This window comes from Pantoea vagans (assembly GCF_001506165.1).
GTDB lineage: Bacteria > Pseudomonadota > Gammaproteobacteria > Enterobacterales > Enterobacteriaceae > Pantoea > Pantoea vagans_C.
On record NZ_CP011427.1, the window covers coordinates 635480 to 655150 of the forward strand.

At 55.1% G+C, this 19671-nt stretch carries 17 protein-coding genes and 1 other RNA gene; 12 read left to right on the forward strand and 6 right to left on the reverse strand.

Going from position 1 to position 19671, the window contains the following annotated elements:
• Positions 1–13: 13 nt before the first annotated feature.
• The gene (locus tag LK04_RS02905) at positions 14–712 is read left to right on the forward strand and encodes an IclR family transcriptional regulator domain-containing protein (protein WP_039331877.1); all 699 of its coding nucleotides are present in this window, start codon (positions 14–16) and stop codon (positions 710–712) included.
• Here LK04_RS02905 and LK04_RS02910 read toward each other — a convergent pair.
• Positions 699–1997, reverse strand: coding sequence for an MFS transporter (locus LK04_RS02910; protein WP_052206049.1), 1299 nt, complete (start codon positions 1995–1997; stop codon positions 699–701). The two genes, LK04_RS02905 and LK04_RS02910, sit on opposite strands and share 14 nt — an antisense overlap.
• Positions 1998–2215: 218 nt before the next feature.
• Between LK04_RS02910 and LK04_RS02915 the strand changes: the two genes are divergently transcribed.
• Positions 2216–2944 carry an oxidative stress defense protein gene (locus tag LK04_RS02915; protein ID WP_039331875.1) on the forward strand — a complete coding sequence of 243 codons (729 nt, stop codon included), beginning with the start codon at positions 2216–2218 and terminating at the stop codon, positions 2942–2944.
• A 71-nt stretch (positions 2945–3015) separates the two neighbouring features.
• On the opposite strand, the gene LK04_RS02920 is transcribed toward LK04_RS02915, so the two are convergent.
• Complete coding sequence (locus tag LK04_RS02920; RefSeq protein ID WP_039331873.1) at positions 3016–3921, reverse strand: LysR family transcriptional regulator ArgP; 906 nt, start codon at positions 3919–3921, stop codon at positions 3016–3018.
• A 180-nt stretch (positions 3922–4101) separates the two neighbouring features.
• Between LK04_RS02920 and rpiA the strand changes: the two genes are divergently transcribed.
• Both rpiA and serA read left to right on the forward strand, forming a co-directional pair.
• A complete protein-coding gene (gene rpiA / locus LK04_RS02925; RefSeq protein ID WP_039331870.1) occupies positions 4102–4761 on the forward strand; it encodes a ribose-5-phosphate isomerase RpiA in 660 nt (219 codons plus the stop codon).
• Positions 4762–5040: 279 nt separating this feature from the next.
• Positions 5041–6279, forward strand: a complete 1239-nt coding sequence (gene serA, locus LK04_RS02930; RefSeq protein ID WP_039331868.1) for a phosphoglycerate dehydrogenase — start codon at positions 5041–5043, stop codon at positions 6277–6279.
• 43 nt (positions 6280–6322) lie between these two features.
• Here serA and LK04_RS02935 read toward each other — a convergent pair whose 3' ends face one another.
• The 3 genes from LK04_RS02935 to zapA form a co-directional block, all read right to left on the reverse strand.
• Positions 6323–6922: a 5-formyltetrahydrofolate cyclo-ligase gene (locus LK04_RS02935; protein ID WP_039331866.1), complete on the reverse strand. Its 600-nt coding sequence runs from the start codon at positions 6920–6922 to the stop codon at positions 6323–6325.
• Positions 6923–6993: 71 nt separating this feature from the next.
• Positions 6994–7177: non-coding RNA, 6S RNA (gene ssrS / locus LK04_RS02940), on the reverse strand.
• A 39-nt stretch (positions 7178–7216) separates the two neighbouring features.
• Positions 7217–7546, reverse strand: coding sequence for a cell division protein ZapA (gene zapA, locus LK04_RS02945; protein ID WP_039331864.1), 330 nt, complete (start codon positions 7544–7546; stop codon positions 7217–7219).
• A 169-nt stretch (positions 7547–7715) separates the two neighbouring features.
• On the opposite strand from zapA, the gene LK04_RS02950 reads away from it, so the two are divergent.
• The 8 genes from LK04_RS02950 to LK04_RS02985 all read left to right on the forward strand — a co-directional run bounded on the left by LK04_RS02950 (position 7716) and on the right by LK04_RS02985 (position 17967).
• The gene (locus LK04_RS02950) at positions 7716–8297 is read left to right on the forward strand and encodes a YecA family protein (protein ID WP_039331862.1); all 582 of its coding nucleotides are present in this window, start codon (positions 7716–7718) and stop codon (positions 8295–8297) included.
• 47 nt (positions 8298–8344) lie between these two features.
• Positions 8345–9667, forward strand: a complete 1323-nt coding sequence (gene pepP, locus LK04_RS02955) for a Xaa-Pro aminopeptidase (protein ID WP_081998092.1) — start codon at positions 8345–8347, stop codon at positions 9665–9667.
• Positions 9664–10842: a 2-octaprenyl-6-methoxyphenyl hydroxylase gene (ubiH, locus tag LK04_RS02960; RefSeq protein ID WP_039331860.1), complete on the forward strand. Its 1179-nt coding sequence runs from the start codon at positions 9664–9666 to the stop codon at positions 10840–10842. Before pepP ends, ubiH begins: the two co-directional genes overlap by 4 nt.
• Positions 10843–10862: 20 nt before the next feature.
• Entirely contained in the window at positions 10863–12065 is a 1203-nt protein-coding gene (ubiI, locus tag LK04_RS02965) for an FAD-dependent 2-octaprenylphenol hydroxylase (RefSeq protein WP_039331858.1), read from the forward strand.
• 506 nt (positions 12066–12571) lie between these two features.
• Positions 12572–13669: a glycine cleavage system aminomethyltransferase GcvT gene (gene gcvT, locus LK04_RS02970; RefSeq protein WP_039331856.1), complete on the forward strand. Its 1098-nt coding sequence runs from the start codon at positions 12572–12574 to the stop codon at positions 13667–13669.
• 21 nt (positions 13670–13690) lie between these two features.
• Positions 13691–14077, forward strand: coding sequence for a glycine cleavage system protein GcvH (gcvH, locus tag LK04_RS02975; protein WP_039331854.1), 387 nt, complete (start codon positions 13691–13693; stop codon positions 14075–14077).
• Between the two features lie 98 nt (positions 14078–14175).
• On the forward strand, positions 14176–17049 hold the full coding sequence (gene gcvP / locus LK04_RS02980) for an aminomethyl-transferring glycine dehydrogenase (RefSeq protein WP_039331851.1): 2874 nt from the start codon (positions 14176–14178) through the stop codon (positions 17047–17049).
• 174 nt (positions 17050–17223) lie between these two features.
• Positions 17224–17967, forward strand: a complete 744-nt coding sequence (locus LK04_RS02985) for an SDR family oxidoreductase (RefSeq protein ID WP_039331849.1) — start codon at positions 17224–17226, stop codon at positions 17965–17967.
• A gap of 138 nt (positions 17968–18105) precedes the next feature.
• Here LK04_RS02985 and LK04_RS02990 read toward each other — a convergent pair whose 3' ends face one another.
• Complete coding sequence (locus LK04_RS02990) at positions 18106–19545, reverse strand: 6-phospho-beta-glucosidase (protein WP_102136028.1); 1440 nt, start codon at positions 19543–19545, stop codon at positions 18106–18108.
• Between the last annotated feature and the right edge of the window lie 126 nt (positions 19546–19671).

Below are 19671 nucleotides of genomic sequence, written 5' to 3' on the forward strand. Positions count from 1 at the left end.
CACAGGGTGAACTATGTCTTCTCAACCCAACCAAAGCCTGATTGATGGGATTCGCTGCCTGCAGTATCTGGTTTCCAGCGATAAAGCGGTGGGCTGCCGTGAACTGGCGCGACAAATGGGAATGAACAGCACACGCGTTAACCGTTTGCTGATGACCATGGCGTCGATAGGCCTGACGATACAGGATGAGCATCGGCGCTACTTGCCCGGTCCGGGTATTCATGCGCTGGCGGCGCAGTCTATCCGGGGTTCTTCGCTGTTTGCCCAGGCACTGCCACAACTGGAAGTCCACGCGCCGCGCGATATCGTGGTGGCCTTGGGCGTGCTGTGGGAGGATCAGGTGATCTACATCTGGCACTCCGAGCCGGGTGAGCGCACCAATGCCAGCCAGGCACTGGCAGGATTCCGCATGCTGCCCGCCTGGCAGTCGGTGATTGGTGTGTCGCTGCTGGCCGCTGAGAGTGATGAGGCACTTCGCCCGCGTTTTAGCGATGAACAGTGGGCGCAGATTGCGCCGCTGCTGACGCGCAAACGTGAAGAAAGTTATTTGATCTGGCATCGCGATGACGGGGAAGTGAGTATGGCGCAGCCGATCAACAACAACCGTGCTGCCATCGCCTTTGCCAAAATCTGGCAGGCCGATGACGCTCACCTGCAGCAGCGCTTGAAGCAGTTGCAGGCGCTGGCGAAGATTTTGCTCAGCGCGCGCTGACATGCTCAATTTTCCCAACGATAAACAGATAACTGCAGATGCCAATCGCCGCCAGTACGGCGATAAAGCCGAGGGCCGGGGCGAAGTTGTCGCCATCGATTAAGGCACCAATCGCGATGGGCACCACAATCGCGGAGAGCGCGCCGGTAAAGTTGAATACGCCACCGGCGAGGCCAATCAAATGACGTGGCGCCAGTGCGGTGACAAACACCCAGGTAATGGTCGCCAGCCCGTTGCCAAAGAATGCCAGCGACATAAACAGGATGATCAGCGTGGCGTCGTCAGTGTAATTTGCGCCGAGGATAAACAGCGTCAGGAACAGGCCGAGGATCACCGGCAGTTTGCGTGCCACGCTGGCTGACACGCCGCGTCGGATCATGCGGTCGGAGGCAAATCCCGCCAGCAACACGCCACAGAATGCCGCGAAGTAGGGCACCGAGGCGACATAGCCGCTTTTGATAAAGCCCATATGGCGATATTCCACCAGGTAAGTGGGGAACCAGGTCAGGAAGAACCAAAAGGTGGCGGAGATGGTGAACTGGCCGATGTAGATCCCCACCAGTTTGCGGCTGCGGAACATCTGCGCCAGGTCGCGCCAGCGGGCCTTGGGCTGTTGATGGTTTTTCAGCAGGGCACCGTTGCTGGTTAGATAATTCAGTTCGGCCTCAGACACGCCTTTGTGTTCATGCGGTTCGCGATACAACAGATACCACACCAGCGCCCAGATCATTCCGGCGATGCCGGTGATTAAAAACAGGCCACGCCAGCCCCATGCATCCTGCACATGAAACAGCAGCGGGGTCATACAGGCGAGACCGACAAACTGAGCAGACGAATAAATGCCGATGGCGCTGGCGCGCTCCTGCTCGGGGAACCAGCTGGAGATTACCCGGTTGTTGGCGGGCATGACCGGGGCTTCAAAGGCACCAACACCCAGCCGCAGGCCAAACAGCGCACCAAAACTGCTGGCCAACGCGTGTAAAGCGGTGATCAACGACCAGGCAAACAGCCCCACGCCATACACCAGACGGGCACCGAGTCGGTCAATCAGAAAGCCGCCGGGAATTTGCAGCGCGGCGTAGATCCAGCCAAATGCGGAGAAGATCAATCCCATCTCCATCGGCGTGAAACGCAGTTCGCCAGCCATTTGCGTGGCTGCCACCGAAAGATTGGTGCGATCCATGTAGTTGATGATGATGTTGATAAACACCAGGGCGAGCATCAGGAAACGTGTGCGCCCTGCGCGGACGCCCACAGCGGTTTGGCTAAGTGGCTGTTCTGTCATTTACAACTCTCCCAGAGGCTAGAATTGTTTCTTTAATAGAAACATCAAGGCGTGCTTTGAGCGAATCTGTCAGCATCGTTTTGCGATCGCGGATACGTTAAAACATCCCTTAATCCGAACTTTTTGGTGATTTCAAACTCAGACCATCACGCATAGTAATGTGTTTTAGGTTTAGCCATAGTGGCGACCTGCAAATTGAACCCTCAAGGAGGACTTTCGTGAAACTGAAAGCACTGGCGCTGGCCGCCTTAATGAGCACGGGCGCTCTGTCCGCCATGGTACAGGCGGGTGAAGTCCCGAATGGCCCACATGTTGTGACTTCAGGACAGGCCAGCGTAGACGCCCGTCCAGATATCGCGACGCTCTCAATCGTGGTGAATGTTTCGTCGAAAGACGCGGCCGATGCGAAAAAGCAAGCGGATGACCGCGTGGCGCAATATTTCGATTTCCTGCAAAAGAACGGTATCGAGAAGAAAGATATTGATGCGGCAAACCTGAGCACGCAACCGGAGTATGATTACACCAAAGAGGGTAAGTCGGTACTGAAAGGCTATCGCGCGGTGCGTCAGGTGCAGGTGACACTGCGCCAGTTGGATAAACTGAATGAGTTGCTGGATGGTGCGTTGAAGTCCGGCCTGAACGAAATCCGTTCCGTCGAGTTGGGCGTGGCGAATGCGGATAACTACAAAGAGCAGGCACGTAAAGCAGCAATTGCCAATGCAACGCAGCAAGCAAATGCTTTAGCTGAAGGCTTTAACGCCAAGTTAGGTTCGGTGTACAGCATCCGTTACCACGTGGCCAACTATCAGCCGATGCCAATGGCGCGCATGTACAAAGCCGCTGCGGCACCAGCGGATACCACCGCGCAGCAAACCTATGAACAGCAGAGCATTCACTTCGATGACCAGGTGGATGTGGTGTTCGAGATCAAGCCGAATACGCCTTGATGTGACCCGGTGCGCATTAAGGTGCAAACCACGCACGATCGGTGTAAGGTCGCCATTTATGGCGACCTTTTTTACGCCGTCACATCATCCTGACGCAACACGCGATGACCATGCGCGATCAATGCGTCGGTCACGCTGCGCATCAATCGGCTCTCCGGCGCGAAGCGGTGCCAGTAAAGCATACGGCGCTGATACAGGCCTGGCGTCAAATCCACCAAATCCCCTTGTGCCAGTTCGCGTTCAATCTGCAGGTGCGGAATCATACAGCACACCGAACCCTGACGCGCCAACTGCACAAAGGCTTCTGACGAGTTAACAATGTGGCACGGCACGCTGCCGGGCGACAGGTCAAAGTTCTGCTGTAAAAACGCCTGATGCATATCATCAAGGTGGTCAAACGCCACCGCTGGGGCTTTCAGCAAAGCAGAACGCGTCACACCATTGGGGAAGTAACGTGCGGCGAAGTCGGGCGAAGCACAGAACAGATAATCCAGCGCACCTAACTGATCCACCAGGCAGCTTGGCAGCGGCTGTGGCTGGATACTCACTGCACCCACCACTTCACCGCGACGCAGACGTTCCTGAGTGCGGGTTTCGTCTTCTACCTGCAAGTTCAGGCGCACTGGCGAATCAGCCAGCACATCTTTCAGCGCGGGCAGCAGCCAGGTGGCCAGACTGTCGGCGTTGACCGCTAGTGACAGCAACAATGGCGTGCCGCCGCTGTTGTCATCACCCAGCCACTCCTCTTCCAGCAGCTCAACCTGATGCAATAACGCCAGCAGTTTCTGCCCTTGTTCTGTCGGACGCGGCGGCACGGTGCGCACCAGCAGCGGCTGACCAAATAAATTCTCTAACTGTTTAATGCGCTGAGACACCGCGGACTGCGTGATGCAGAGTTTTTGGGCGGCGCGCTCAAAGCCGCGCTCGCGAATCACAGCATCCAGCGCCTGAAGCGTTCGATAATCCGGGCGTTTCATTTTTTTCTCTCTCGTTCAGGATGGAAAGTACTATGCCACAAAACGGTAATATTGTGCTGCGGTGGTTTTTTGCGGGCTGGCTTCCAAAGGATTAAATCGATGCATCAACAGCCGCGCAATTTTACGACGCCTTGTTTTATACTACGCGCACTTCGATGTCGCACAGGTTTTAAACATATCATGACCCAGGATGAACTGAAAAAAGCAGTAGGTTGGGCAGCGTTGCAGTACGTTGAGCCAGGCACAATTGTGGGCGTTGGCACCGGTTCTACTGCGGCGCATTTCATTGATGCGCTCGGCACCATGAAGGATCAAATTGAAGGCGCGGTTTCCAGCTCGGAAGCCTCGACCGAAAAACTCAAAGCGTTAGGCATCCATATCTTTGACCTCAATGAGGTGGATGAGCTGTCGGTTTATGTCGATGGTGCTGATGAAATCAATCCACAGATGCAGATGATCAAAGGCGGCGGTGCCGCGCTGACCCGCGAGAAAATCGTGGCGGCGGTGGCGAAGAAATTCGTCTGCATCGCAGATGCCTCCAAAGAAGTCGATGTGCTGGGTCATTTCCCGTTACCGGTGGAAGTGATCCCGATGGCGCGTTCGTTTGTGGCACGTGAACTGGTGAAGCTGGGTGGCTTGCCAGAGTATCGCCAAAACGTGGTCACTGATAACGGCAACATTATTCTCGACGTGCATAATCTGCGTATTCTTGACCCGATTGCATTGGAAAAAACCATCAATGCGCTGCCTGGCGTGGTGACGGTTGGCCTGTTTGCCGCGCGTGGGGCCGATGTTGCGCTGATCGGCACCGCAGATGGCGTGAAAACCATCACTAATTGATCTGTCCGGCGCGCAGCCCGCGCCGGTTATTTCCATTCGCAAAACATCTTTTCTCGCCAGGGTGAAATTTGGTGACTTATGTCACAAAAGATTCATCAATCGCGGGTTCGTACTTCACGGAACACGCATGTCACGATTTTGTACGGCATTGTGCTGCCTGAGCGTGGGCGCATGCTGGTGGTGAGGCAATCGTTTGTATTGCTGCGCACGAAATTTTTGATATTTTGGCAGAAGGCTAGCTTATGGTAGTCCTCATTGAATTCAGAATAGGGTCGGGAAATGGCAAAGGTATCACTGGAAAAAGACAAGATTAAGTTCCTGCTGGTGGAAGGCGTTCACCAGAGTGCACTGGATAATCTGCGCGCTGCAGGTTACACCAACATCGAATTCCATAAAGGGGCACTGGATGCGGAGTCGCTGAAGTCCTCGATTCGCGATGCGCACTTCATTGGTATCCGTTCCCGTACCCAACTGACCGAAGAGATTTTTGCGGCAGCTGAAAAGCTGGTGGCTGTAGGTTGCTTCTGTATCGGAACCAACCAGGTTGACCTGGGTGCAGCAGCGAAACGCGGTGTGCCGGTATTCAACGCGCCATTCTCTAACACCCGTTCAGTGGCTGAGCTGGTGATTGGTGAAATGTTGCTGATGCTGCGCGGCATTCCTGAAGCCAACGCCAAAGCGCACCGTGGTATCTGGAATAAAGTGGCCAACGGCTCCTATGAAGCGCGTGGTAAGAAGCTGGGTATCATTGGCTACGGTCATATCGGTATGCAGTTGGGCGTGCTGGCAGAAAGCCTGGGCATGCACGTCTTCTTCTACGATATCGAGACTAAACTGCCACTGGGTAACGCGACTCAGGTGCGTCATCTGTCTGACCTGCTGAATATGAGCGATGTGGTCAGCCTGCATGTGCCAGAAAACCACACCACGCAAAATATGATCGGTGCTGATGAGCTGGCGCTGATGAAGCCGGGTTCACTGCTGATCAACGCCGCACGCGGCACCGTGATTGATATCCCGGCGCTGTGTAATGCGCTGGCGAACAAACATCTGGCAGGCGCGGCGATCGACGTGTTCCCGGTTGAACCAGCGACCAACAGCGATCCGTTCAACTCGCCGCTGTGTGAGTTCGACAACGTGATCCTGACGCCACACATTGGTGGTTCTACTCAGGAAGCGCAGGAAAATATCGGTCTGGAAGTTTCTGGCAAGCTGGCGAAGTACTCTGACAACGGTTCTACGCTGTCTGCGGTTAACTTCCCGGAAGTATCACTGCCGATGCATGCCGCCAGCGCCAGCCGCTTACTGCACATCCACGAAAACCGTCCAGGTGTGTTGACTGCGATTAACCAGATCTTTGCTGAGCAGGGCATCAACATTGCCGCCCAGTATCTGCAAACATCCCCGCTGATGGGCTATGTGGTTATCGACATTGATGCGGAAGAAGATGTGGCGGATAAAGCGCTGCAACTGATGAAAGCCATTCCGGGCACCATTCGCGCTCGTCTGCTGTACTGATTTGCTGCTATCGGGCGCGTCTTGGCGCGCCCCTCTCAAACCGCTACGCGTTATCCCACTGCCACAATTTTGACGGTGTCAAAATGGCGGGCAACGGCACATCCCACGCAGCTATCGGCAATGCCTCCACGCGCTGGCAATCGTGGGCAATACCCATCGGTAAAAAACCATGCTGCTGCCAGTTTTGCAGCGTGCGATCGTAAAATCCGCCCCCCATCCCCAGACGCTGTCCCTGATGGTCAAATGCCACTAACGGCACCAGCATCACATCTAACTGGTCAAGTGTGGCCATCTGGGTGATATCCAGAGGTGGCTCGGGAATGCGTAATTTGTTGGGATTGAGCGGCGTATCTGGGGTATAGCGCAGAAACAACAGATTGCCCGGCGCAAAGGGGTGCAGTACTGGCAGGTAAACCTGTTTTTTTTGCTGCCAGAGTTTGGCAATCAGTGGGCGAGTGCTGATTTCGCCATCTACAGACAAGAACAGTGCGATGCGCTGTGCGTTGGCAATGGGTGCGAAATTAATAGCGTGCTCAGCCAGCAGATCGGCGGCGTGTTCCTGTTGCTCAGACGTGAGATTGCGGCGCAGATGGCGCACATGCTGACGGATGTCCTGACGGTCGAGAAGGGAGGGTGCTGACATGATAACCCCGGCAGAGTCGGCTGTTGCCAGCCACTATATCATACCGGGAATTAACAGGTTGGAACTAAGAGAGGATCTCCGAGATGCCGCCGCAGGCTGTAACCCTTGAACCCATGGTTCAAGGTGAACATGCCGTCACAATTATTAGGCTTCTCGGACGGACCGAGCATGCGCACAAATTGTGGATCGTCACATTCTGTTGGTATTAAATATCGGCTCAGGGGACGGGCCCGCTTGCAAACATCTCAGAGAAAATTGACTTCACCGTCACTCTACCACGAGTACCATGAAGTGTTATTCGAATTTAGGGCCCTGGCGATCAGTTATGCGACCTTGCTCAACTAATGCTTGTTCAATCGTCTGCTGCAGCATGCGGATACGTTGTTCCATGTTTGCTGCATAGTCGCGCGTTTTGCCTTTTTCCTGTGCCAATTCATGGCAGATGTTTAAGGCGGCGATGAACACCAGCTGCTCTGTATTGGTGACTCTAGTGCGAACTTTTAAATCTTGCAACCGTTGATTGAGATCCTCTGCTGCCAGATTCAGCGCTTCTTGCTGTTCAGGCGGACAATTCACTCTCAATGAACGACCAAAAATCTGAATATCTACCGGTTGTGCAGACATGCCACCATCCTAACTGATTACTTCGTTCGCTCTCCCTTACCGTTCAATGGGTTGGGAGGTGCGCAACTATATATACCCGAGTTATAAGTTACAACCCCTTTTCTGGAAACTCAGAGGCACCTGGTGGTAGCATAACACGAACTTATTCTGCCAACGACGACCAAAGCTTATGTCATTACAGAACGCAACTCCTGGTTACAACGCGCTTGCCGCGGCACTCTCACAGCAAGGTGTCGGTATGACACCTGCCGAAATGCACGGATTACTCTCTGGCATTTTGTGCGGTGGTAATCAGGACACCAGCTGGAAAACCCTGGTCCATGACCTCACCAACGAAGGCATGGCGTTTTCGCAAAGCCTGTCTCAGCCTCTGCAGGCGCTGCATGAGAGCCTGGCAAGTACGCTGGAAGACGAAGGATTTATGTTCCAGTTGATGCTGCCGGAAGATGACGACATCACTGTGTTTGACCGTGCCGATGCACTTGCGGGCTGGGTGAATCACTTCCTGCTGGGATTAGGGGTGACGCAGCCTAAGCTGGAAAAAGTGACCGGCGAGACCGGTGAAGCCATTGACGATTTGCGCACTATCGCGCAACTCGGTTATGACGAAGACGAAGATCAGGAAGAGCTGGAGCAGTCACTGGAAGAGGTGATTGAGTATGTGCGCGTGGCAGCGTTGTTGTGCCATGACACCTTCGCGCGCGCGCAAACGCCAACCGCACCTGAAGTTAAAAAGCCTACGTTACACTAAGCGCGTCATTGCGGGCGGAGGTGCCCGTTTCAACAGGGAGTGCAAACATGATTACACTGGAAACTTTCCAGCAACGTCGTCAGGCGCTGATTGCCCGTATGGCGCCTGGCAGTGCCGCTTTGATTTTTGCTGCACCTGAAGTGACGCGCAGCAACGATACCGAATATAACTTCCGCCAAAACAGCGACTTCTGGTATTTCACGGGCTTCAATGAGCCGCAGGCGCTTTTGGTGTTGATCAAAAGTGACGACAAGCATAATCACAGCGTGCTGTTTAACCGTGTGCGTGACCTGACGGCAGAGATCTGGTTTGGTCGCCGTCTTGGACAAGACGCCGCCCCCGCCAGGCTGGGTGTCGATCGCGCCTTGCCATGGGATGACATCGGGGAACAGCTGCATCAATTGCTGAATGGTCTGGATGTGGTCTATCACGCCCAGGGTGAGTATGCAGAATCTGATCAGCTGGTGTTCAGCGCGCTGGAAAAACTGCGCCGTGGATTCCGTCAAAATCTGAGCGCACCGGCCACGGTCACCGACTGGCGTCCGTGGGTGCACGACATGCGCCTGTTTAAAAGCGAAGAAGAGATCGAGATTCTGCGCCGCGCTGGCAAGATCAGCGCGTTGGCACATACCCGCGCGATGCAAACCTGCCGCCCCGGTATGTTCGAATATCAGCTGGAAGGCGAAATTCATCATGAATTCAATCGCCACGGCGCGCGCTTCCCGTCTTACAACACCATCGTCGGCTCGGGTGAAAACGGCTGCATCCTGCATTACACCGAGAACGAAAGTGAAATGCAGGATGGTGACCTGGTGCTGATTGATGCCGGCTGTGAGTTTCACGGTTATGCCGGTGATATCACCCGTACCTTCCCGGTGAACGGCAAATTCACCCAGCCACAGCGCGAGATTTATGACATCGTGCTCGCCTCTCTCTACAAAGCACTGTCAATGTTCCGTCCAGGCATTAGCATCCACGACGTTAATGACGAAGTGGTGCATATCATGATCACCGGCCTGGTTGATCTCGGCATTCTTGAAGGCAACATCGATACCTTGTTTGAAGAGCAGGCACATCGTCCCTTCTTCATGCACGGTTTGAGCCACTGGTTGGGGCTGGATGTACATGATGTTGGCCATTACGGCACGCCGAGTCGTGACCGTATTCTGGAGCCGGGCATGGTGCTGACGATTGAACCGGGTCTGTACATTGCGCCCGATGCTAAGGTGCCTGCGCAATATCGCGGCATTGGTATTCGTATCGAAGATGACATCGTGATTACAGCGGACGGCAATGAAAACCTCACCGACAGCGTCGTCAAAGACGCCGATGCGATTGAAGCATTGATGGCGGCGGCACGTCACGCATGAGCATTGTAATTGCAGGTGGCGGCATGACCGGCGCCACCCTCGCATTGGCGATTTCGCACCTTACGCAAGGTCAGCTGCCCGTCACCCTGATCGAACGCAGCCTGCCGGATAGCCGTGCACATCCCGGCTTTGATGGACGCGCGATTGCGCTGGCAGCGGGCACCTGCCAGCAGTTGGCGGATATTGATCTGTGGCGTTCACTCGCCGATTGCGCTACGCCCATCACCGATATTCACGTTTCCGATCGCGGTCACACCGGCTTCGTCCAGTTGCAGGCGGATGACTATCAGCTCCCGGCACTCGGCCATGTAGTGGAGTTATACGATGTGGGACAGCGCCTGTTTCAGCGTCTGAAAAGTGCGCCGGGCGTGACGGTGCGTTGCCCCGATTATGTCACCGCAGTATCGCGCAGTGCAGAGTCGGTGCAAGTGACGCTCAACAGCGGCGAACAGCTGGAAGCTGCGTTACTGGTGGCGGCAGACGGTTCTCGTTCGCCGCTGGCAGCCTCTTGCGGCATCACCTGGCAGCGCGACGATTACCAGCAGCTGGCGGTGATTGCCAATGTCACCACGCAATTGCCGCATCAGGGGCGTGCGTTTGAGCGCTTTACGCAGCACGGCCCACTGGCGTTGCTGCCGATGTCTGGCAATCGTATGTCGCTAGTGTGGTGCCATCCGGTTGAGGCGGAAGCAGACATTAAACAGTGGGATGATGCTACTTTTCTGCGCACGCTCCAGCAGGCATTTGGCTGGCGGCTGGGGCGTTTTACCCACACCGGGCAGCGCGAAGTCTATCCGTTGGCACTACAAACCGCCGAACGTCAGGTGGCACACCGTCTGGCGCTGGTGGGCAATGCGGCACAGACGCTGCATCCTATCGCGGGCCAGGGCTTTAATCTGGGGCTGCGTGATGTGATGTCTCTGGCGGAAACGCTGGCAAGTGCGCATCGTCGTCAGCAGGACGTTGGGAGTTATGGTGTGCTGCACCATTTTGCCGCGCGTCGCCAACCGGATCGGGCCGCGACCATTGGTGTCACCGATGGCCTGGTGCGGCTGTTTGCCAACCGTTATGCGCCCTTAGTGGCGGGAAGAAATCTTGGGCTGGTGGCAATGGACCATCTGCCATGGCTGCGAAACCCACTTGCCGCGCGCACGCTCGGCTGGGTCAAGCGTTAAGCATGAATTAAGGGGCAGCAATGCAAACATTTGATGTGGCCATCGCCGGTGGCGGCATGGTAGGTCTGGCCGTCGCCTGCGGATTGCAGGGCAGTGGCTTGCGCGTTGCCGTGCTGGAAAAAGCACCTGAGCCACAATTTGATCCCGCGAGCGCCGCGTCGATCCGTGTGTCTGCCATCAACGCGGCCAGCGAACGTCTGCTGCAAAAACTGGACGTCTGGTCCAGCATCCTCGCGTTGCGTGCCAGTGCTTATCACGGCATGGAAGTGTGGGACCAAGATAGCTTTGGTTCGATCAGTTTTGATGATGAGCAGCAGGGGCTGTCGCACCTTGGACACATCATTGAAAATGAGGTGATTCACAGCGCGCTATGGCAGCGCGCCAGCCAGTGCAGTGATGTGACCTTATTTGCTCCAGCGCAGTTGCAGCAGGTGGCATTTGGCGATAACGAAGCCTTTGTCACACTGCAGGACGGCAGCATGATGAGTGCGCGCTTACTGATTGCCGCAGATGGCGCCAATTCCTGGCTGCGAGATAAAGCAGATATTCCAGTCACCTTCTGGGATTACGATCACCATGCGCTGGTGGCGAATATTCGCACCGACATGCCGCACGATGCGATTGCGCGACAGGTGTTCCACGGTGACGGCATTCTGGCGTTTCTGCCGATGCAAGACCCGCACCTGTGCTCCATCGTCTGGTCTCTCTCGCCACAGGAAGCGGCGCGGGTACAGTCCATGCCGGAAGCCTTGTTCAATCAGCAACTCTCCGTTGCCTTTGATATGCGCCTCGGGCTGTGCCACGTTGAAAGTGAGCGCAAAACCTTCCCGCTGATGGCACGTTACGCGCGTAATTTTGCCGCACATCGTCTGGCCTTGGTTGGCGATGCTGCGCACACCATCCATCCACTGGCGGGGCAGGGGGTGAACCTCGGCTTTATGGATGCCGCTGAACTGATTGGTGAAATTCGCCGTTTGCAGCAGGAAGGTAAAGATATCGGTCAGCATCTGTATCTGCGTCGCTATGAGCGCAGCCGTAAACACAGCGCCGCCATGATGCTGGCAGGGATGCAGGGATTCCGCGAGTTATTTGCCGGCACCCATCCAGCAAAAAAACTGCTGCGTGATGTCGGATTGAAACTGGCCGATACGCTGCCGGGCGTAAAACCGATGATGCTGAAACAGGCAATGGGGCTGAACGATATGCCCAGTTGGATCCGCTAACGTCCCCCTTTCTGTCCGGGCGGCCTTCGGGCCGCCCTCTGAGCCACGACCTACACTCATTTCATCCCTGTAAGTGGGCCCTTAAGCCGCTCGCTGGCGCCCGCCCGAACTCCTGATAAAAACGTCTTCGCACCACGCTGGTGCGCACCTGCACCCAAATTGCGCCTCGTTTGATTTATTCTAATTTCACCCATTAATTCGCATTAGTTTATCTCATGCTAATGCTTGCGGGTTACCGAACCATTTCCGCGCCTTAGGACATGAGTTCCATTATCTGGCTGGTTTAATGTATCAGTAACGTATTTTGTGCGCGGTTAATCACAAAATTGCAGTGAATTATGCTGATTGATATTCGGTGTATCACGGAATGATGGTAGTGTTTCGCCCTCGTTTTCCTTATGGTTAATCGCCGCATTCGGTGGTAACTTCAGCACAAAGAGAACGTTTGCGTCAGCCTGAAAAGGCGACGCAGGCGCGTCACGCTCACTTGTTTTCACAGGATGGTTATGACTCAGCAAACGCCTCTATTCGAACAGCATCAGGCATGCGGTGCTCGCATGGTGGACTTTCATGGCTGGATGATGCCACTGCATTACGGCTCACAAATGGATGAGCACCATGTGGTGCGTAACGATGCCGGCATGTTTGATGTTTCCCACATGACCATCGTCGATCTGCGCGGTGCGCGTACGCGCGAATTCTTGCGCTATCTGCTGGCGAATGATGTCGCCAAACTGACCCAGCCGGGTAAAGCCCTGTATACCGGCATGCTGAATGCTTCTGCTGGCGTCATTGATGATTTGATTGTTTACTTTATGACCGAAGACTTTTTCCGTCTGGTGGTGAACTCCGCCACGCGTGAGAAAGATTTGGCATGGATTAAGCAGCATGCACAGCCGTTTGGCGTTGAACTCACTGAGCGTGATGATCTGTCGCTGATTGCCGTGCAGGGCCCTAATGCACAGCAGAAAGCCCAAACGTTATTCAGCGATGCACAGCGTCAAGCCGTTGCCGGAATGAAACCTTTCTTCGGGGTACAGGCGGAAAACCTGTTTATCGCCACCACCGGTTATACCGGGGAAGCGGGTTACGAAATCGCTATGCCTAACAGCGAAGCGGCTGATTTCTGGCAGAAACTACTGGCCGCTGGGGTAAAACCTGCGGGTCTGGGCGCGCGCGACACGCTGCGTCTGGAAGCCGGTATGAACCTGTATGGCCAGGAGATGGACGAAGGCGTTTCACCGCTGGCTGCCAACATGGGCTGGACGGTCAGTTGGGAACCCAGCGATCGTCATTTTATCGGCCGTGAAGCCCTTGAATCCCAACGTGCTAAAGGCACTGAAAAGCTGGTTGGATTGATCATGACCGAAAAAGGGGTGCTGCGTAACGGCTTGCCGGTACGCTTCACTGACGAACAAGGTCAGCCGCAGCAGGGTATTATTACCAGTGGTTCCTTCTCCCCGACGCTGGGTTGCAGCATTGCGCTGGCACGTGTGCCAGCGGGCATTGGTGAGCAAGCGATTGTAGAGATCCGCAATCGTGAAATGCCGGTGAAAGTGACTAAACCGATTTTTGTTCGCGCCGGTAAGCCGGTCGCTCAGTAATTTTTTTCAGGAGAAATGGCGATGAGCAATGTGCCTAATGAATTGAAATACCGCGATAGCCACGAGTGGGTGCGTAAAGAAGCCGATGGCACCTTTACCGTGGGTATCACCGAACACGCGCAAGAACTGCTGGGCGACATGGTGTTTGTTGACCTGCCCGACGTTGGCGCGACTTACGCTGCCGGTGACGACTGTGCCGTGGCGGAATCCGTTAAAGCCGCATCCGATATCTATGCCCCACTGAGCGGTGAGATCGTGGCGGTTAACGAAGCCTTAGCTGACGCGCCGGAGCTGGTGAACAGCGAACCCTACGCAGAGGGTTGGCTGTTCCGTATCAAAGCCAGCGACCTGTCAGAACTTGACTCAATGCTCGATGCCGATGCGTACAAAGGCGCCATCGACGAGTAACCGGTAGCCACAGAAGGTGCTGCATTGCGGCACCTTCTTTTTTATCTGCCTGATTTTATGCCGTTTTGTCACCCAGCCCGATTCAGGATTTACTGCAAATGACCCAGACTCTCAGCCAGCTTGAACACAACGGTGCTTTCATTGAGCGCCACATCGGTCCTACCCCCGCGCAGCAGGCCACCATGTTGGAAGCGATTGGTGCCAGTTCGCTGTCATCATTGATCAGCGCGATTGTTCCTGCCGACATCCAACTGCCAGGCCCGCCTGCGGTAGGTGATGCCGCGACCGAGCAGCAAGCGCTGGCAGAGTTGAAAGCTATTGCCAGTCAGAATCAACGTTACAAATCCTGGATCGGCATGGGCTACAGTGCGGTGATCACTCCGCCGGTTATTCTGCGTAACATGCTGGAGAACCCAGGCTGGTACACCGCGTATACCCCTTATCAGCCTGAAGTGTCACAAGGCCGCCTGGAAGCGCTGTTGAATTTCCAGACCCTGACGCTCGATTTAACCGGACTGGATATCGCCTCCGCTTCACTGCTGGACGAAGCCACTGCCGCCGCTGAAGCGATGGCAATGGCAAAGCGCGTCAGCAAACTGAAAAACGCCGGTAAATTCTTTATCGCCGACGATATCCATCCGCAAACGCTGGACGTGGTGCGTACCCGTGCTGAAACCTTTGGTTTTGAGCTGATCATCGATCGTGCCGACAAAGCGCTGGATCATGACGATCTGTTCGGTGTGTTGCTGCAGCAGGTCGGCACCAGCGGTGAAGTACACGATTACCGCGCGCTGATGACTGAGCTGAAAAGCCGCAAAGTGGTGGTCAGCGTTGCCGCTGATTTCATGGCGCTGGTGCAGTTAGAAGCTCCGGGCAAACAGGGCGCGGATATTGTCTTTGGTTCTGCACAGCGTTTTGGTGTGCCGATGGGCTATGGCGGTCCGCACGCCGCCTTCTTTGCCAGCCGTGATGAGCACAAGCGTTCCATGCCGGGCCGTATCATCGGTGTCTCGCGTGATGCAGCAGGCAACACCGCATTGCGTATGGCGATGCAAACCCGTGAGCAGCACATTCGTCGCGAGAAGGCGAACTCCAACATCTGTACTTCACAGGTGCTGCTGGCCAACATCGCGGGTCTTTATGCGGTCTATCATGGCCCTGATGGCTTGAAGCGCATCGCTTCACGCATCCACCGTTTGACCAGCATTCTGGCCGCCGGTCTGCAAAATGGCGGCTTGAAACTGCGCCACGCCAGCTGGTTCGATACTTTGACCGTTGAAGTGGCTGATAAGGCCGAAGTGCTGAATCGTGCGCTGAGCTTCGGTGTTAACCTGCGTAATGACGTGCTCAACGGCGTGGGTATCACCCTTGATGAAACTACTTCACGTGAAGATGTGCAGGCGCTGTTCGCCATTCTGCTGGGTGATGCGCATGGTCAGGATATTGACGCGCTGGATGCCAGCGTTGCCGCTGAAAACAGTGCTATTCCAGCGGGTATGGTGCGTGAAAGCGCCTTCCTGACCCATCCGGTGTTCAATCGCCATCATAGCGAAACCGAGATGATGCGCTACATGCACAGTCTGGAGAAAAAAGATCTGGCGCTGAATCAGGCGATGATCCCATTGGGCTCATGCACCATGAAACTCAACGCCGCAGCGGAAATGATCCCGATCACCTGGCCTGAATTCGCCGATCTGCATCCGTTCTGCCCAGCCGATCAGGCCTCAGGTTATCTGCAAATGATTGGCCAGCTTTCTCAATGGCTGGTGCAACTCACCGGTTACGATGCACTCTGCATGCAGCCGAACTCCGGTGCGCAGGGTGAGTATGCCGGTCTGCTGGCGATTCGTCGCTATCATGAGAGCCGCAACGAAGGTGGACGTAATGTTTGCCTGATCCCAAGTTCTGCTCACGGCACCAACCCTGCATCTGCACAGATGGCGGGCATGGCGGTGGTTGTGGTGGCCTGTGATAAACAAGGCAACATCGACCTGGGCGATCTGCGCGAGAAAGCGGCTCAGGTGGGTGATGAGCTCTCTTGTATCATGGTGACCTATCCTTCGACGCACGGTGTTTACGAAGAAACTATTCGTGAAGTGTGCCAGATCGTGCATCAGTATGGCGGCCAGGTGTACCTCGATGGCGCCAACATGAACGCTCAGGTGGGCATCACTACCCCAGGTTACATCGGCGCAGATGTCTCGCACCTTAACCTGCACAAAACCTTCTGCATTCCACACGGCGGTGGCGGTCCGGGTATGGGTCCAATCGGCGTGAAAGCGCATCTGGCCCCGTTCGTACCTGGCCACAGTGTTGTGCAAATTGATGGTGTGCTGACGCAACAAGGTGCGGTTTCCGCGGCACCGTTCGGTAGCGCCTCCATTCTGCCGATTAGCTGGATGTACATCCGCATGATGGGCGCGGAAGGCCTGAAGCAAGCCAGCTCGGTTGCGATCCTTAATGCCAACTACATTGCCAGCCGTCTACAATCCGCTTATCCGATCCTGTATGCGGGTCGTGATGGTCGCGTCGCGCACGAATGTATTCTCGATATTCGTCCTTTGAAAGAGCAAACCGGTATCAGCGAACTGGATATTGCCAAGCGCTTGATCGATTACGGCTTCCATGCACCGACCATGTCATTCCCGGTGGCGGGCACGCTGATGGTTGAGCCAACCGAATCGGAAAGCAAAATCGAGCTGGATCGCTTTATCGATGCGATGCTGTCTATCCGCATGGAGATTGACCGCGTGGCCGATGGCGAATGGCCAGCCGATGACAACCCGCTGGTGAACGCGCCGCACACGCAGATGGAGATCGTCGGCGACTGGGCGCACCCCTACACCCGTGAGCTGGCGGTGTTCCCGGCAGGCAGCGCTAACAAATACTGGCCAACCGTGAAGCGTCTGGATGATGTGTTTGGTGACCGTAATGTGTTCTGTTCATGTGTTCCGATGAGCGAATACATTTAGTCGTCATAGTTTGAGCCGCAGCGGCGTTGGCTGCGCGCGTTCACCACGGCCACTTACTGATCCGTGGATGAACGCGCTTGCCGCCTTGCTGCAACGCAAACTATTTAGGCTAAACTGCTTCAGTGGAAAAATCCTGAGGGCCGAGTAATCGGCCCTTTTCATTTTGGAGGCATCATGGATCTGGCATTAGTGACTGGCGGTAGCCGGGGTATTGGACGGGCGACGGCGCTTCTCTTGGCGCAGGCTGGCTATCGGGTGGCGGTCAATTATCGCCAGCGTGAAGCTGAGGCTCAGCAAGTGGTTGCCGAAATTGCAGCGCAAGGCGGCAGTGCTTTTGCCGTGCAGGCGGATATCGCGGATGAAGCTCAGGTGATGCGCATGTTTCAGCAACTTGATCAACAAGATGGCAATCTGCGCGTGCTGATCAACAACGCCGGAATTTTGTTTACCCAGTGCCGCGTTGAGGATCTCGACGCCGAACGTATTCAACGCGTATTCGCCACTAACGTCACCGGAACCTTTATCTGCTGTCGTGAAGCGGTCAAGCGCATGAGCACCGCGCATGGTGGGCAGGGCGGCGCGATTGTTAATGTGTCTTCTGCTGCCTCACGCCTGGGGGCGCCAGGCGAATACGTTGATTACGCGGCGTCAAAAGGTGCGATGGATACCCTGACCAAAGGCTTATCACTGGAGGTGGCGGCACAGGGCATTCGCGTCAATAGCGTGCGGCCCGGATTGATCTACACCGAGATGCATGCCGATGGCGGTGAACCGGGAAGGGTGGATCGGGTCGCTGGCTCTCTGCCAATGGGGCGCGGCGGTCAGGCCAAAGAAGTCGCCGAGGCAATTCTCTGGCTGGCGAGTGATGCCGCTTCCTACGTGACAGGCACCTTTATTGATGCGGCGGGTGGTCGTTAAATTTTGCCCCATAACCGTAATCCGCAGCGGCGCAATTTATTACGCATCTCGCAGCAACGCCACCGCTACAGACCAGCGCGATAAATCACACCGCTACAGATTCACGCAGATAATGTAGCGGGCAATTCATTGCGCGCCTTACAGCTCCGCGCCATTACTCGCAATTACCTGCTGATACCAGGCAAAACTCTTCTTCTTCGAACGGGCAAAATCACCGCTGCCATCATCATTCTTATTAACATGGATAAAGCCATAACGCTTGTTGTACTGGCCGGTGGTGAACGACACACAATCAATACAGCCCCAAGGCGTGTAGCCCAGCAAATCCACGCCATCCAACGCGACGGCTTTCTTCATCTCTTCGATGTGTGCGCGCAGATAATCGATGCGGTAATCATCCTCAATAAACCCGTCGGCATTCGGCTTATCAATCGCACCAAAACCATTCTCAACGATAAACAGCGGTTTTTGATAACGCTCATACAGCGAGTTCAACACATAGCGCAGGCCCACGGGATCGATCTGCCAACCCCAGTCAGAAGCTTTCACATGGGGATTCGGCACCACGCCCTCAAAGCCGGTAATCGGGTCGTCCACGCCGCTGGCTTGGGTATTCACCGCGTTGCTCATGTAGTAGCTGAAACCTACGTAATCACAGCAACCCTGACGCAGCGTGTCGGCATCTTCTGGCTGCATCTCAATCTGATAACCTTTGCGCGCCCACTCTTTCAGGGTGTAGGCAGGATAGGCACCGCGCATCTGCACATCACTGAACACATAGCGTTGATGCATCGATTCCTGCGCCAGCATCACATCATCAGGATGGCAAGAGAACGGGTAGACCGGCACCATGGCAATCATGCAGCCAATCTGGAAGCTCGGGTTGATTTCGCGGCCACGTTTCACCACTTTGGCGCTGGCAACGAACTGATGGTGCATCACCTGATACATCATCTGCTCCGGTTTTTCGTGCTCGGTAAACACCACGCCAGAGCAGCAATAACCAAACAGCGGATACTGCCAGTTACGCTGGTTATTGATTTCGTTGAAGGTCATCCAGTATTTCACTTTGTGCTGATAGCGCGTCATAACGACTTCACTGAAGTGCACAAAGAAATCGACCACTTTACGGTTGGACCAACCGCCGTACTCTTTGGCCAGGTGATAAGGCATTTCAAAGTGGGAGAGGGTGATCACCGGTTCAATGCCGTGCTTCAGCAGCTCATCGAACAGGTCATCATAGAATTGCAGGCCCGCCTCGTTCGGCTGTTGCTCATCCCCATTCGGGAAGATGCGCGTCCAGGCAATCGAGGTGCGGAAGCACTTAAAGCCCATTTCGGCAAACAGTGCTACGTCCTGTTTATAGTGAGAATAGAATTCGACAGCCTGATGATTGGGGTAGTATTTATCGGCCTCAACGCGAGAGGTAATCACGCGATCCACGCCATGTGCACCACCGGTCAGCACGTCGGCAATACTGACACCTTTACCGCCCTGATCCCAACCGCCTTCAACCTGATGTGCGGCAACCGCGCCACCCCAAAGAAACCCTTTCGGTAATTGCAATCCTTCATTCATCGGCATACCCCATTACACTGTTTGCGAAATAACTCACTGCCTGCAGTGTAACCTGCTAATAATGGAAGTCACGATATAACACCATTAATAAAAAGGTGATTTGTCACAGCTAAAAAACAGGGTGTT

Excerpts from the sequence above, each read along its gene's own strand:
- LK04_RS02905 (WP_039331877.1), top strand. The coding sequence starts at position 14 with ATGTCTTCTCAACCCAACCAAAGCCTGATTGATGGGATTCGCTGCCTG.
- LK04_RS02910 (WP_052206049.1), bottom strand. The coding sequence starts at position 1,997 with ATGACAGAACAGCCACTTAGCCAAACCGCTGTGGGCGTCCGCGCAGGG.
- LK04_RS02920 (WP_039331873.1), bottom strand. The coding sequence starts at position 3,921 with ATGAAACGCCCGGATTATCGAACGCTTCAGGCGCTGGATGCTGTGATT.
- rpiA (WP_039331870.1), top strand. The coding sequence starts at position 4,102 with ATGACCCAGGATGAACTGAAAAAAGCAGTAGGTTGGGCAGCGTTGCAG.
- serA (WP_039331868.1), top strand. The coding sequence starts at position 5,041 with ATGGCAAAGGTATCACTGGAAAAAGACAAGATTAAGTTCCTGCTGGTG.
- LK04_RS02935 (WP_039331866.1), bottom strand. The coding sequence starts at position 6,922 with ATGTCAGCACCCTCCCTTCTCGACCGTCAGGACATCCGTCAGCATGTG.
- zapA (WP_039331864.1), bottom strand. The coding sequence starts at position 7,546 with ATGTCTGCACAACCGGTAGATATTCAGATTTTTGGTCGTTCATTGAGA.
- LK04_RS02950 (WP_039331862.1), top strand. The coding sequence starts at position 7,716 with ATGTCATTACAGAACGCAACTCCTGGTTACAACGCGCTTGCCGCGGCA.
- pepP (WP_081998092.1), top strand. The coding sequence starts at position 8,345 with ATGATTACACTGGAAACTTTCCAGCAACGTCGTCAGGCGCTGATTGCC.
- ubiH (WP_039331860.1), top strand. The coding sequence starts at position 9,664 with ATGAGCATTGTAATTGCAGGTGGCGGCATGACCGGCGCCACCCTCGCA.
- ubiI (WP_039331858.1), top strand. The coding sequence starts at position 10,863 with ATGCAAACATTTGATGTGGCCATCGCCGGTGGCGGCATGGTAGGTCTG.
- gcvT (WP_039331856.1), top strand. The coding sequence starts at position 12,572 with ATGACTCAGCAAACGCCTCTATTCGAACAGCATCAGGCATGCGGTGCT.
- gcvH (WP_039331854.1), top strand. The coding sequence starts at position 13,691 with ATGAGCAATGTGCCTAATGAATTGAAATACCGCGATAGCCACGAGTGG.
- gcvP (WP_039331851.1), top strand. The coding sequence starts at position 14,176 with ATGACCCAGACTCTCAGCCAGCTTGAACACAACGGTGCTTTCATTGAG.
- LK04_RS02985 (WP_039331849.1), top strand. The coding sequence starts at position 17,224 with ATGGATCTGGCATTAGTGACTGGCGGTAGCCGGGGTATTGGACGGGCG.
- LK04_RS02990 (WP_102136028.1), bottom strand. The coding sequence starts at position 19,545 with ATGAATGAAGGATTGCAATTACCGAAAGGGTTTCTTTGGGGTGGCGCG.